The sequence below is a fragment of the Clostridium tagluense genome (assembly GCF_003865095.1).
GTDB lineage: Bacteria > Bacillota > Clostridia > Clostridiales > Clostridiaceae > Clostridium_AD > Clostridium_AD tagluense.
On sequence record NZ_BHYK01000025.1, the window covers coordinates 15169 to 30401 of the forward strand.

Below are 15233 nucleotides of genomic sequence, written 5' to 3' on the forward strand. Positions count from 1 at the left end.
TAAAGATTTATATATTAAAGGGGACTAGAGATAGTTCTCTTTTTTTTATTTTTATTATATAAAGTAAGATCCTGTAGAATTCAATATATGCTATTGGACAGACTTCTATATGATTTAACCTTGAAGATTATAATTTATTATTTATAGCCACTTAATCTATATTGTAGTATTATAGATTTGTAACTATTTATTGGATTATAAAGACAATTAATATTACAGCACCAAAGGTAAAATCATTATTTGACAGGAGAGAGGATATGAAAAAGCAATCGTTTATAAATATGAAAAAGTTCCAAAAGGTATTAAGTGTATTCCTAATAATATTATTTCTAAACCCCATTTATGCAAAAGTACTAGCTCAACCTACAGTACTAGAAGAAGGTAAAAAAGTATTAGAAACTAACTATGTAAATACAGTATCAGATTACGTATTAGATGCACCAGATTTAACTGAAATGGTGAAGAGACTTAATGATCCCTATTCTGATTACTTTGCAAAGAAGGAGTATTCTGAGTTTGTAGGGAGCATAAACAATACATTTAGTGGAATAGGTATTGGAATTGATATGCTGCCACAGGGAATAAGAGTGTCTAGGGTTATTGAGAATTCTCCAGCAATAGATGCGGGACTTAAGGTGGGAGATATTATAGTACAAGCAGATAACAACAATTTAGTCGGAATTCCATCTGCTGAGGAAGCAATAAAATATATAAAGGGTGAAACCGGTACTTATGTGAAGCTAGTAGTGCAAAGAGATAGCACGGCACTAAATTTTAACATTCAGCGTAGAGAAATAAAGTCACCAACTGTAAGTAGTGGAATGCTACCGGGTAAGGTAGCATATATATCTATTGTGTCTTTTGGACAGGATACTGGTGATTTGTTTTCAGTAGCCGTAAATAAAATGAGCCAGCTAGGAGCCAGCAGCTACATTATAGACCTGAGGTATAATGGTGGGGGCTATATGGGCACAGCGCTAGATATAGCAGGTCATTTTATTGGGGGTGCGCCCGCAATTATTATAGAGGATAAGCTTGGAGGCAAATATAAATACAAAGCTCAAGGTCATGGAAAATTAATAGAAAAGCCTGTTATTTTTTTAATAAATAAATATTCGGCTAGTGCATCAGAAATATTAGCAGCAGCTGTTAAGGATTATGACAAGGCTGTTTTTATAGGCACAACAACCTATGGAAAAGGAGTTGCTCAACAAATGTTTCCATTGTCTGATGGTAGCGTCCTTAAGCTTACTGTGGAAAAGTTTTACTCACCTTATGGAAATATAATTCATAAGACTGGAGTATCTCCAGATTTTGAAGTAAAGGATGAAGAGGTTGACTCTTTGAAGGTAGCAAATTTACTACTAAGTAGTACAAGTGTGCCAGAAGACAAAAGTGGATATATGAGAATTGACATTGATAGCAAAAAGTTTTATATTGATCTTAAAATGGCTAGAAGTGAGGAATATTGGACTGCATTTACTTACATACTAAGTAAGAATTCACTAAATAATAATTACCTGGGAACTATTGCAGGTTGGGAAAAAATTACGAGTGAACAGGCAAGTAATAAAAGCCTTGCGGGTTTTTCAAATTATAAAATATTAAGTGACTTAAAAAAGGACATAAATGTAGATAAGCATTTTACCATTAATTTCAATATGCCTATAGAGGTTGATAGTATAAAGTCACAAGGAATTGAGCTTATGGCTGAGACTACAGGAAAAAGAATTCCAATAAAATTAGATGTTAATAATAATAATAATACAGTAATAGCAACGCCAAATGAACAATTAAAAAAAGGACAAACATATTATCTAGTAGTTAATGATAGTGTACGGGATGTAAGTGGAAAAAAAATAAAACAAGGTATTGTAATTAAATATATAGTACCCTAAAACAGAATTTTTTTTTAAAAAAGAGTATAAGATTTAAAACTTTAACAAACAAAACATATAAGGCTGAGGATATATTCCAGAAAGACTCACAATTTTAAAAAAAATTGTGAGTCTTTTTTTTATTAGTCAATTTTCCTAAACCCTATTCCAGGATAGATGTTACAAGACTTTATTGATAGGTAGTTAAAAAAATGAAATTTAATAATCAGATTTGTAAGATAATAATTTCTATTTACAAATTTATTATTTATACAATGCTACGACTAATTTTTGTATAAAAAACTATTATTTTGAAAAAAATACGAAAAAAACGAGAGGAAATATAAGTCGAAGAAAAAATATTGCCATTTTATAGCAAAGATACTATAATTTATTTAAATTGGTAAACCATAACATTAAATTACCTGTAAATCATATAATTATATGGGTAGAAAAATTTCAGTGGTGTATAAGTATCCTTCTGAAGTCCTTAATTAAGGTACTTTAGTATATTTTTAATGATTTGCCTTAAGTTATATTTTTAATATGTTTTATTTCCAAAAAAGTTGACGTAAAAGATAATAAATATATTGGAAAAAAATATTAGAAATAGACTTGCAAATATAAAGGGGTTATATTAAAACCTCAAAAGTTTATAAAATAAAAGGGGGAAAAAACATTGAAAAGAAAAGTTGCTGGATTTTTAAGTTTAGCCATGTCAATGACTCTATTATTTTCAGCTTGTGGTAAAAGCAGTTCTGGAGGAGCGGGAAAGGATTTAAAAGCATCAGAAGTTTTAGCTGCTACAAATCCAGAAAAAGTACCACCTACAGCAAGAGGCAGAAAAGATACTTTAATTATTGGTTTTGCAGCACCAGAAGGGAAATTCAATCCAATATATTCAAGTACAGTAGATGATAGTTATGTTACTGAGATGGTGTTTGATGGGTTAATGTCAAATGATGTTCAAGGAAATCCTATAGGAAAAGTAGCTAAGAAATGGGAGATTTCAAAAGATAGTAAAACCTATACTTTCCATTTAAACAAAGACATTAAATTTAGTAATGGAGAAAAATTAACGGCGAGGGATGTTGAATTTACGTTTACATCTATTTGTGACCCAAAGTATGATGGCTCAAGGTCAGACTCTGTAGACAAATTAGTTGGATATAAAGAGTATCATAAGGGAGAGGCTAAAACTGTTGAAGGTATAAAGGTTATAGACGATTATACAATTTCCTTCACTGAAACTGAAGTAAAAGCTCCAGCACTTAGTTCTGATTTTGGTACAGGAATTATGTGCAAGAGCTACTACAACTTTGAAAAAGGTGATATTAAAAAAATAAAAGATTTGTTCTTAAAACCTATGGGATGTGGTCCATATATTTTTAAAAATTATAAAGCAGGACAAGAAGCTAACTTTGAAAAAAATCCAAGCTATTGGGATGGCGTAGCTAAGATTAACAAGGTAATCTTAAAGGTTACTACTGCCCAAACTAATATTCAAGGGTTATCTGCTGGTGAAGTAGATATGGATAGAATTCCAGCTGCACCAGAAAATATTCAAATGCTTCAAAGTGCAGCATTTGTAAATATGCAACTTTATCCTGAAAATGGATATGGGTTTATAAGTTTAAACCTTAAAAATGAAAAATTCAAAGATAAGAAAGTACGTCAAGCACTTACTTATGGACTTAATAGAAAAGGATTTATAGATGCTAGATATAAGGGTTATGCTGATGTGTGCAATGTGCCTATGTCAAAAGTTTCTTGGGCATATACTCAGGATATAAACAAATATGAATATAATCCTGAAAAAGCAAATCAATTATTAGAAGCTGCAGGATGGATTAAAAAAGATAATGGCTTTAGATATAAGGATGGTAAAAAGTTTGAAATTCATTGGATGACTTTTCAAGGAAGCAAATACGTTGAAATGTTAATTCCAATAGTAAAAGACAATTGGAAGGCTATAGGAATAGATGTTATTCCTGAATTAATGGAATTCAACACTTTGAGTACAAAGGTTTTTGATGAACAAAAATTTGAAATGTATAATATGTCCTGGACTTTAAATATTGATCCTGACCCATCAGGAATATTCGCTTCTAAACAAGCAGAACTAGGTGGATATAATGCTGGAAGTTGGAAAAATGAAGAAAGTGACAAATTAATGAACGAAGCTCTTAAAACCACAGACTTGAAAGAAAGAAAAAAAATATATGGAGAATGGCTAAAGATTGTTAATGAAGAGCTCCCATACATTTTTATGGATCAAAGTAAAGAAATGTGGGCTGTAAGTTCAAGAGTTAAAGGTATAGACTTATCTCCATATATTAGGTTTACACATCAAATTGCAAAGGCAGAATTAATTGAACCTAAAGCTAAATAGGTGAAAAAATTATTAATATATTTTACTATGCTTGGTTAAATCCAAGCATAGTTTATAAAGGGGGATTATCATGAGGCAGTATATAACCAGAAGATTGCTGCAAATGATACCTGTTTTAATAGGGGTATCTATAGTAATATTTTTCATATTGCAGTTGGCACCAGGTGATGCATTAACAGGGAAAATGGATGGACATTTAACACCAGAAAGAAAACAAGAATTAAGACACCAAATGGGACTAGATCTACCGGTGCACAAGCAATATCTTAGGTGGGCAGGTGGAATGCTCCATGGTGATTTGGGCGAATCTACCACCTTTAAACAACCAGTAGGAAAAGTTATGAACACATATATTTGGAATACCTTTTATCTATCTATACTCTCATTAATATTAAGTGTATTAATTTCAATTCCAATTGGAGTGATTTCTGCTACTAAACAGTATTCTAAGTTTGATGGATTTTTCACCATATTTGCCCTGATAGGCATTTCAATGCCCTCCTTCTTTTTTGGAATGCTTCTTATCAAAGTCTTTGCGGTGGATTTGTTAGTGTTACCAGTTTCGGGTATGAGTACGGCAGGGAGTACCGCAGTAGGTATAACCCATGTCTTAGATGTAGGTCGTCATATGATACTGCCACTAATTGTGCTTACCTTAGGAAGTGTTGCAGGGCTTATGAGATACACAAGATCTAGTATGCTAGAGGTAATAAGGCAGGATTACATAAGGACTGCTAGAGCTAAAGGCATTAAGGAAAAAGTTGTTATATATAAACATGCTCTTAAAAATGGGATGATTCCTGTTATTACACTACTTGGATTTTGGCTTCCAGCATTATTTTCTGGAGCATTTATTACAGAAAGCATTTTTGGCTGGCCAGGCATAGGACCTATAGATATCGGTGCAGTAAGTGGACGGGATTATCCACTGATGATGGGGATAAATATCTTATTTGCAATATTAACTTTGTTTGGAAATTTAATTGCAGATGTTACTTATGCCGTAGTGGATCCGAGAATAAGGCTTAAATAGGAGGTGTCAAAATGCAACTAGAATTGAAACCAGAAGTTAAACAATTAAAAAAAGAAGAAATCTTGAGTCCTTGGAAGATAATAAGGAAAAGATTAAAGAAAAATAAACTAGCTATGTTTGGAATGTATATACTGACTTTTATGATACTTATGTCCTTCATTGGCCCCTTAATATCACCTTATAAAATGGAAAGTATAGATTTATTTAATGTATCAGCCAACCCATCTTTCAAACATTTATTGGGTACGGATGATGTAGGAAGAGATGTTTTAGTAAGAGTAATGTATGGGGGTAGAATCTCTCTTTCTGTAGGAATACTTGCTGTGTTTGTTGAAGTGCTAATTGGAAGTGTATTAGGCGGAATAGCAGGCTTTTATGGTGGGATAGTGGATGGGATAATAATGAGAATAGTTGATATATTTTTATGTTTTCCAGGACTTCCACTACTTATAATGCTGGCAGCAGTAATGTCAGATTTAAAAGTTCCCCCAGAGTATAGGATGTACGTAGTTATGTTTATTATAGGATTCATTGGATGGCCGGGTCTTTGTCGTATTGTTCGTGGCCAAATATTATCCCTTAGGGAACAGGAATTTATGCAGGCCGCAGAAGCTTTAGGCCTTAAGGATAGGCGAAAAATATTTAGTCACTTATTACCCAATACCTTTGCGTCTATTATAGTTTCAGCTACTTTGGGTATAGGTGGTGCAATTTTAACAGAATCAACATTGAGTTTTCTAGGACTTGGGGTTACGCCACCAACACCATCTTGGGGTCAAATGGTTCAAGCAGTTAATAACTCATATATATTACAATTTAAACCTTGGATTTGGGCGCCTCCTGGTATATGCATTTTCTTAACAGTAATGGGCATAAATTTATTTGGAGATGGACTTCGGGATGCCATCGATCCAAAACTAAAAGTTTAGGAGGCACATAATGGGTAATAATTTAGTTGAAATAAAAAATCTGAAAACTTATTTTTATACAGAGGATGGTATTGTAAAAGCTGTTGACGATGTTAGCTTTAATATTAAGAAAGGTGAAATAATAGGAGTTGTTGGAGAATCAGGTTGTGGTAAAAGCGTTACAGCAATGTCTATAATGAGATTAGTTTCTTCTCCACCAGGGAAAATAGTTGGGGGTGAAATTATATTTGAAGATAAAAAGATATTAGAGCTTAAAGATGATGAAATGAGGGCAATTAGGGGCAATGATATAGCGGTAATATTTCAAGAACCTATGACCTCCTTAAACCCTATATTTACTATAGGGTATCAAATAGAAGAAGTAATTCTGCTTCATCAAAAGTTGAATAAGATACAAGCTAAGGAAAAGGCAATAGAAATGTTAAAGCTAGTTGGAGTACCAAGAGCAGAAGAAATAGTTGAGTGCTATCCCCACGAGCTTAGTGGAGGTATGCGCCAAAGGGCAATGATTGCAATGGCAGTGTCTTGCAATCCAAAGCTTTTAATAGCAGATGAGCCAACAACTGCATTAGATGTAACAATTCAAGCACAGATACTTGATATTATGAAGGATTTAAAGAAAAAACTTAATACTTCAATAATGCTTATTACTCATGACCTTGGAGTAATAGCTGAAATGGCAGAATATGTAGTGGTTATGTATGCTGGTAAGGTTATTGAGGAAGCACCTGTAATTGAGTTATTTAAGAATCCTATGCATCCATATACTGAAGGATTAATGAAATCTAAACCTTCACTGAATGAAGATGTGGATAGATTATATTCAATACCTGGACAAGTTCCAAACCCAATTAATATGCCGGAAGAATGTTATTTTTGTGCAAGGTGTTCGAAAACTATGGATATTTGTAGAAAGCAGCAACCACCTATTAAAGAGATAACGCCAGGACATAAGGTAGCTTGTTTTTTATATGAGGAGGGGAAGTAAGTGGGCGAGGCAATAGTTAGAGTAGAAAATTTAAAAACATATTTTCCTATTCGAGGTGGAATACTTCAAAAGACTGTGGGCTTTGTTAAAGCTGTAGATGGAGTATCTCTATATATAAATAAAGGAGAAACCTTGGGCCTGGTTGGGGAATCTGGCTGTGGTAAAACTACAGTTGGCAGAACTATGTTAAGACTTCTAAATAAAACAGAAGGGGATGTATATTTTAAAGATAGAAATGTATTTGAACTTTCAAAAAAAGATTTAAGAAAAATAAGACCTAAGATGCAAATAATTTTCCAAGACCCATATAGCTCTCTTAATCCAAGACTTACTATAGGCCAAATAGTTGGAGAAGCACTAATAGATCATGGAATATTACCTAAAAGTGAAATAGCTGGTAGAGTTCAAGAGGTACTAGAAATTTGTGGCCTTGCGCCCTATCATATAAGAAGATATCCCCATGAATTTTCAGGTGGGCAAAGGCAAAGAATAGGAATAGCAAGAGCTCTTATATTAAATCCAGAATTTATAGTTGCAGATGAACCTGTATCTGCACTAGATGTGTCTATTCAATCTCAAATAGTAAATTTAATGTGTGATCTTCAACAAAAAATGGGATTTTCATATTTGTTTATTTCACACGATTTAAGTGTAGTAAAACATATTAGTAACAGAATAGGGGTTATGTACCTAGGTTCTTTGGTGGAACTCGCACCAAAAAATGAATTGTACAATAATCCTCTTCATCCATACACAAAGGCATTATTATCTGCTGTACCATTGCCTGATCCAACATTAAAGAGAGAAAGAATTATACTTAAGGGTGATATACCAAGCCCGGCAAATCCACCATCAGGCTGTAAATTTCACACCCGTTGCTCTTATGCTATGAAAAAATGTAGTGAAGAATGCCCACAATATAAAAATGTAGGGGGAGAACACTTTGTAGCTTGTCATCTACTGTAAAATCCAACAAGGGGGATAAATGTATGACAAAGGGAACAGAAATAGAAAGGATAAAGGCTGATGATTTACGATGTAATGATTTGGAAAAAAATCAAGCTGTAGGTTGGAGGGACATTGTAGCCATTGTTATAGCACAATTTCAGATATTGATGCCTATAATGGTTGTAGCTGCCTTAGTCATGGGTCTATTGTTATTTATTATAATGAAAGTATGGATGCAAAATTAATAATAGGTAACTACTATTCATAAAAAACTCTAGATTTTAAAGGAATAGGCCTCAGTAGTAGTGAAAAATTTGTCGAATACAAATTTACACTATCACTGGGGTGTTTATTTGGTTATAATTAAGGTATAAAGTTATAACATGAAAAGGGTGGTACTTATATGAATATATTAACAATAGAAGAAATGAGTAAAAGTTATAGTGAGAGAGTACTCATTAATAAGGTGTCACTTGGTATAAGTGATGGCGATAAAATTGGATTAATCGGAGTAAATGGTACGGGGAAATCCACATTTTTAAAAATAATAGCTGGATTTGAAGTTCCGGACGCCGGAAGAATTTTAAAGGGAAATAAGATGAATATAGAATATTTACCTCAAAATCCTGAATTTGACCCAGAGGCTACAGTGCTTGAGCAAATTTTTAAAAGTGAAACTGATGTTATGAAGGTTATACGGGAATATGAAGTAGTTATAGAGAAAATGGAGGAAAATCCAGAAGATGAGTCCGTTCAAAATGCTTTAATGAACCTTAACACTAAGATGGATGCATGTAATGGATGGGAAGTTCAAAATGATGCAAAAATTATACTTACGAAACTTGGAATAACTGATTTCAAGCAGCACATTGGTGAGCTTTCAGGGGGACAAAGAAAAAGAGTGGCTTTATGTAGTGCTCTAATTACTCCCTCAGATTTACTAATATTGGATGAACCTACAAATCATATGGATAATGAAATAATAGATTGGCTTGAGAAATTTTTAAATAGTAGAAAAGGCGCACTACTTATGATTACGCATGATAGGTATTTTTTAGATAGAATTACAAATAAAATAATTGAATTAGATAAGGGTAATCTATATAGTTATCAGGGGAATTATAGTGTGTTTTTGGAAAAGAAAGTTGAAAGAATGGCTTTAATGGATTCAGTAGAGAGAAAAAGAGAGAGTTTATTTAAAAAGGAACTAGCTTGGATAAGGCGTGGAGCAAAAGCTAGAACTACTAAACAAAAGGCTAGAATAGACCGATTTGATGAGCTTCGCGATGGAAAAGTTGAGGTAACAAACGAAAAGTTAGAATTATCTTCGGCATCTACTAGACTTGGTAAAAAAATTATGAATGTAGAACATATTTATAAAGCATTTGGTGAGAAGAAATTAATTAGTGATTTTAGCCATATTTTCACTAGGAGAGATAAAGTAGGTATTATAGGGCCTAATGGTATGGGGAAATCTACGCTTATGAATATTTTAAGTGGAATATTAAGTCCGGATTCAGGGGTCGTCGAATGGGGGGAAACATTGAAAATTGGCTTCTTCCATCAAGAAAATGGTGAGATGAATGAGAAACTGCGTGCTATAGAGTACATTCGCGAAGGTGCAGAATATATAACTACAGGCGATGGAGAACAAATTACAGCTTCTCAAATGCTTGAGAGATTTTTATTTGATGGAACTACAAAACATTCTTTTATTTCTAGTTTATCTGGTGGGGAAAAAAGAAGATTATACTTATTAAGAATTCTTATGGAAGCTCCAAATGTACTGTTCTTAGATGAGCCAACTAATGACTTTGATATTCAAACTCTAGCAGTACTTGAAGATTATTTAGATGGATTTAATGGTGTAGTTATAACTGTATCTCATGATAGATACTTTTTAGATAGAGTTTCTGATAAAATATTCAGTTTTGAGGGAAATGAAAAGATAATTCAATTTGTAGGCAATTATTCTGAGTATAAAGAATATATAGAAAAAAATCCGAATTTAATAGACGGAGATAAAGAAGAACTCAAAAGTGTAAATGCAGAGGATGAAAGCAGTAAAGCTGAGGAAATTAAAGAAAATAAGCTTTTGAAGTTTACTTTTAAGCAGCAGAAGGAATTTGATGAAATTGACGGTAGAATTGAGGAAAAAGAAAAGCAGCTAGAAGAAGTTAATAAAAAAATCAATGCTGGAAGTAGTGATTTTGAATTTTTACAGAAACTAGTTGAGCAGCAAAAGAATATAGAAGCTGAGATTGAACACTACATTACAAGATGGACATATCTAAATGAATTAGATGAGGAAATAGAGGCGCAGAAAAACAACTAAAAGTTATTAAGAAGGTAAAACTTATGGAGAAAAATAGAGATATAAAAATATCAGTCCGCAATTTAGTAGAGTTTGTAATGCGTGCAGGGGACTTAGATATGAGGTTTATGGGAAGCAGTCGAGCGGTAGAGGGTACTATTGCACACCAGAAAATTCAGAAGGAAAACAGAGAAAAATATTCTGTATTTCTTGGAGAAGAATATTCCTCTGAGGTAAGCTTAAAGCATATTGTACCATACAATGGTGGCAACATTGTAATTGATGGGCGTGCTGATGGTATTCTAATAAAAGATAATGAGGTCACTGTAGATGAAATCAAAACAGTTACTAAGGATTTAGAATTGGTCCATGAGGATTACAATAGTCTTCATTGGGCTCAAGCAAAGTGCTATGCATATATATATGGGATTCAAAATAACCGTAAGGATATGTATGTGCAATTAACATATTATGAAATAGATAGTGAAAAAATCAAGAGATTTATTAAAGCCTTTTCAATTAAAGAACTCCAAGAATTCTTTAATGAAATTATCTCTAGCTATTTTATATGGGCAAATATTACTAGTGATTGGAATAAGGCAAGAGATAGCAGCATAAAAGATTTGAAATTCCCTTTTGATAATTACAGGGAAGGTCAGAGGGAACTGGCTGTTTCTGTATATAAGACAGTGGTAGAACACAAGAAAATGTTTTTGCAAGCCCCCACTGGAGTAGGTAAAACTATATCTACTCTGTTTCCAGCGGTTAAAGCTATGGGAGAAGGATATACTTCAAAAATTTTTTACTTAACAGCCAAAACTATAACAAGACAAGTTGCCCAGGATGCCTTCCATAAAATGAAGGATAATGGACTTAAATTCAAGACCATTACAATAACAGCAAAGGATAAGATATGTTTTAGTAAGGGTAGTGCCTGTAATCCTGAGCAATGTAAGTTTGCAAAAGGGCATTTTGACAGAGTTAATGATGCTATACAGGACATTTTAGAAAATGAAAATACATTTAGTAGAGAAGTAATTGAGAGTTATTCAAATAAATATAATATTTGTCCCTTTGAATTTTCATTGGATCTAACAATATGGTCTGATTGTGTTATATGCGATTATAATTATGTGTTTGACCCCAGAGTTTACCTAAAGAGATTTTTTATGGACAATAATGGAGATTATACTATTTTAGTTGATGAAGCTCATAATCTAGTGGATAGAGCTCGCGAAATGTTTTCTTGCGAGTTTCATAAAAAACCACTTCTAGAGTTAAAAAAAGAAATAAAAGGTCGCCAGGATAACTTATATAAAGTTTTGAACAAGTTAAATGCACTTATGCTTAGTATGAAGAAAATGTGCAATGAAGACGGATATTATAAACAAAATTCTCAGCCTGAGGATATATATAGTCTTCTTAATAAACTTACTAAAATACTAGAAGTATGGCTGACAAAAAATGAAAAGTCTGAAGTGTATGATAAATTTTTGGACTTGTATTTTAATTCCTTGAGCTTTATTCGCATATCTGAACTTTATGATGATAAATATATAACTTATGTAGAGTGTACTGAAGATGATGTAGTGTTAAAGATGTTTTGCCTCGATCCATCCAAGCTTTTAAGAGAGGCAGCAAAAAGAGGGAAATCAGTGGTGTTTTTCTCTGCAACTCTCCTACCCTTATTATACTTTAAAGAAATTTTGGGTGGAGAAAAGGAAGATTACCATCTAACCTTAGATTCTCCATTCCATAAAAAAAACCTTAAAGTAATGATAGCTAGGGATATTTCTACTAAATATAAATATAGAGAAAATAGTTACTCCAAAATAGTAGAATACATATATGCTGTAATAAGTGCTAAGAATGGGAATTATATGGTGTTTTTTCCTTCTTATAAATATATGGAGGTTGTTAGTGATATATTTGTTCTAAAATACCCACAAATTAAAGTAAGGATTCAAACTAATTTTATGACTGAAGATGCAAGAGAAGCTTTTCTCCAAAATTTTAGTGATAGGGACTCTGAAAATATTTTAGGCTTTGGAGTTTTAGGTGGTATATTTTCGGAAGGAATTGATTTAAAAGGTGACAGGCTGATTGGTGCAATAGTAATTGGGGTAGGACTGCCTATGATTTGCTTTGAAAAAGAAATTATTGTGGAATACTATGATAAAAAAAGCAAGTGCGGTTATGAATATTCTTATATGTACCCAGGAATGAATAAAGTACTGCAGGCAGCGGGAAGGGTAATTAGAACGGAGGAAGATAGAGGTACGGTCCTTTTAATAGATGATAGATTTCTAGAGCAAAGGTATAGACGACTATTTCCGAAGCAATGGGATGATTTTATTAAAATAAATAGTAGTGAAGATGCAAGGAAAAAGGTTTGTGAATTTTGGGAGTAAATTAAAAAGAACTTGAGCATTTGCTCAAGTTCTTTTTATATAAACAATTAAAATTTATTAAGTACATGGGGGGATAAGGAAAAGGAAACTAAATATTTATAACTGCTACAAATATATCTACATCAATATAAGATATTTACAACTACGAATACGATAATATTTTTTTGTTTGTTAGCTTAAATATTAGAACAAATAATCACCATCATTGTCAAATATAAAAAATAAGTAGTTTCCATTTATCTTTTGTTTTTGGGGGATTTTAATCTTTGTAGGTTTATATCGAAATAAGTTTTATCTTTAGTTGGTTACTATCGTTGTTATTCGACTTATTTCCTATTTTAAGAATAGCATGATTAACACAAATAGTCAATAGAATTTTTAAAAAGTTAATATGATAAAGACTAAAAATGAAAAATCAAAACACATTCGACAAAAAGTATAAAATATGTAATTAAATAAAAATCATTACAAAATTTTATGAACTTTTTAGGGATATTTTTTACAGAAAATTAATAATGATTTAAGTGTTATAGTGATAAAATGAAAGTAAGAATAAGAAGGGTAGTAACAATTGTGAATTGTTAATTACTCCAGAGGATAATAGGAGGAATAGTATAAATGTCTGTTAACTTTGCTAGAGAATTTTATGGCTGGGATAGGTTTTCAAAAATAATCTTATTAATAGGAGTATTTTTGTTTGTAACTGGGTATGCATGGATTTTAGGAACAGCAATTATTATCTATTCAATTTGGAGGAGCAAATCAATTAAAGTACATGGTAGAAATAATAAAAAATTTGTTTTTGAAACCACAAAAAGAAGTTTTAATTATAAAATGGATAATTTCAAGAAAAACATGAACTTAATTAATATTAAGAAAGATATGGAAATGCTTAATGCTAAAATCAAGAAATATAAACTTATGGAAAGATTAAAAGAAAGAAGAAAATATGTAATTACCATTTGTCCTAAATGTGGGCAAAAATTAAGACTTCCAAAGGGTAAGGGTAAAATTATTGTAACTTGTTCTAAGTGTTGTAGCGAATTTAGACTAAAAACATAAAAAAATAAACGAGATATCCCAATAAAGGAAATCTCGTTTGTTTTTTGGACCCATAGCTTATTCAAGCTATGGGTCTATTTAAAAAAATCTTAAATTATTTTCCTGATCCTAATTCAGCAAGACAATCTTTACAAATGTTTTTACCTTTGTAGTTTACAACATCTCTTGCGTTTTGACAGAAAATACAAGCTGGCTCATATTTTTTTAGGATGATTTGTTCACCATCTACATAGATTTCTAAAGCATCTTTGATATCTATATCCAAAGTTCTTCTTAATTCTATAGGAATAACAATTCTTCCAAGTTCGTCCACTTTTCTTACTATACCTGTTGATTTCATATAATTTCCTCCTCGAACATCTTTCGACTTATTTATAATTAAATTGTAGCAAAAATAACATAAAACGTCAATAGGTTTATGAAAATATTTAATAATAATAATAAAAATTAATAAACTTTTACGTATTATGCAAAAAGGTCATAATAGTCTGTCATTTTAAACAGTATTATAATGCCCTCTACATTATACATAATTTTTTATATAAATACAATATCTATAATGAATTGTAATTAGTGTAAAAAAATATAGGGTATAAAGTAAAAATGTGTTTAAAATAAATAGTAAAAAAAAGGCTAGTACCATGGGTACTAGCCTTTGAGTAGGTGACTATCTATAATTAGTGAACTGCAGAGCAATATCAAAATCTTTTGATTTTACAAGTGCCATTACTTCTTGCAAATCATCAAGGTCTTTACCGGTAATTCTTAATTGGTTATCCATAATTTGAGCTTGAACTTTAATTTTACTAGATTTAATTTCTGCAATTATTTTTTTTGCTTTTTCTGTGGAAATACCTTTTACAATTTTAGCGGTTTGTCTTGCAGAACCTAATGTAGCAACATCTTGTTTACCTAGATCTAATGCTTTTCCAGATATACCTCTTTTAATTAATTTACTTACAAGAACCTCTATAACTGATTTTAATTTAAAATCATCATCAGATACTATTTTGATATCTTCCTTCACTAGGTTGATTTCAGTAATAGTGTTTTTAAAATCATATCTTTGTTTGATTTCTTTCAATGCTTGGTTTATTGCATTGTCTACTTCTTGCAAATCTACATCTGATACTATGTCAAACGAATGTGCAGCTGCCATAATTAAAAACCTCCTCTATACTTTAATAGAATTCACTAATTAATAGAATTCTCTTAATTAATAGTAAATTAATAATATGAAAATGTAAAGGAGTTAATTAATAAAGGATATAATTTTTTT

Annotated in this window: 12 protein-coding genes; 10 read left to right on the top strand and 2 right to left on the bottom strand. The window is 31.7% G+C overall.

Annotation, left to right across the window (positions count from 1 at the left end):
- The first annotated feature begins 257 nt into the window (after window positions 1-257).
- The 10 genes from Ctaglu_RS18265 to Ctaglu_RS18310 all read left to right on the top strand — a co-directional run bounded on the left by Ctaglu_RS18265 (window position 258) and on the right by Ctaglu_RS18310 (window position 13954).
- Window positions 258-1898, top strand: a complete 1641-nt coding sequence (locus Ctaglu_RS18265) for a S41 family peptidase (protein WP_125004354.1) — start codon at window positions 258-260, stop codon at window positions 1896-1898.
- Between the two features lie 658 nt (window positions 1899-2556).
- Entirely contained in the window at window positions 2557-4269 is a 1713-nt protein-coding gene (locus Ctaglu_RS18270; RefSeq protein ID WP_233439861.1) for an ABC transporter substrate-binding protein, read from the top strand.
- A gap of 70 nt (window positions 4270-4339) precedes the next feature.
- Window positions 4340-5302 (top strand): ABC transporter permease, encoded by a 963-nt coding sequence (locus Ctaglu_RS18275; protein ID WP_125004356.1) that lies wholly within the window; start codon window positions 4340-4342, stop codon window positions 5300-5302.
- Between the two features lie 11 nt (window positions 5303-5313).
- A complete protein-coding gene (gene opp4C, locus Ctaglu_RS18280; RefSeq protein WP_125004358.1) occupies window positions 5314-6231 on the top strand; it encodes an oligopeptide ABC transporter permease in 918 nt (305 codons plus the stop codon).
- Between the two features lie 10 nt (window positions 6232-6241).
- Window positions 6242-7219, top strand: coding sequence for an ABC transporter ATP-binding protein (locus Ctaglu_RS18285; protein WP_125004360.1), 978 nt, complete (start codon window positions 6242-6244; stop codon window positions 7217-7219).
- Window positions 7220-8185: an ABC transporter ATP-binding protein gene (locus tag Ctaglu_RS18290; RefSeq protein ID WP_125004362.1), complete on the top strand. Its 966-nt coding sequence runs from the start codon at window positions 7220-7222 to the stop codon at window positions 8183-8185. It begins immediately after the preceding gene.
- 23 nt (window positions 8186-8208) lie between these two features.
- Window positions 8209-8412 (top strand): hypothetical protein, encoded by a 204-nt coding sequence (locus Ctaglu_RS18295; protein WP_125004364.1) that lies wholly within the window; start codon window positions 8209-8211, stop codon window positions 8410-8412.
- 158 nt (window positions 8413-8570) lie between these two features.
- Window positions 8571-10502 carry an ABC-F family ATP-binding cassette domain-containing protein gene (locus Ctaglu_RS18300; protein WP_125004366.1) on the top strand — a complete coding sequence of 644 codons (1932 nt, stop codon included), beginning with the start codon at window positions 8571-8573 and terminating at the stop codon, window positions 10500-10502.
- A 23-nt stretch (window positions 10503-10525) separates the two neighbouring features.
- A complete protein-coding gene (locus Ctaglu_RS18305; RefSeq protein ID WP_125004368.1) occupies window positions 10526-12892 on the top strand; it encodes an ATP-dependent DNA helicase in 2367 nt (788 codons plus the stop codon).
- A 618-nt stretch (window positions 12893-13510) separates the two neighbouring features.
- A complete protein-coding gene (locus tag Ctaglu_RS18310; protein WP_125004370.1) occupies window positions 13511-13954 on the top strand; it encodes a hypothetical protein in 444 nt (147 codons plus the stop codon).
- 94 nt (window positions 13955-14048) lie between these two features.
- Here Ctaglu_RS18310 and Ctaglu_RS18315 read toward each other — a convergent pair whose 3' ends face one another.
- Window positions 14049-14294, bottom strand: coding sequence for an AbrB/MazE/SpoVT family DNA-binding domain-containing protein (locus tag Ctaglu_RS18315; protein ID WP_125004371.1), 246 nt, complete (start codon window positions 14292-14294; stop codon window positions 14049-14051).
- Window positions 14295-14621: 327 nt separating this feature from the next.
- Window positions 14622-15113, bottom strand: a complete 492-nt coding sequence (locus tag Ctaglu_RS18320; protein ID WP_125004373.1) for a YajQ family cyclic di-GMP-binding protein — start codon at window positions 15111-15113, stop codon at window positions 14622-14624.
- Window positions 15114-15233: the final 120 nt, after the last annotated feature.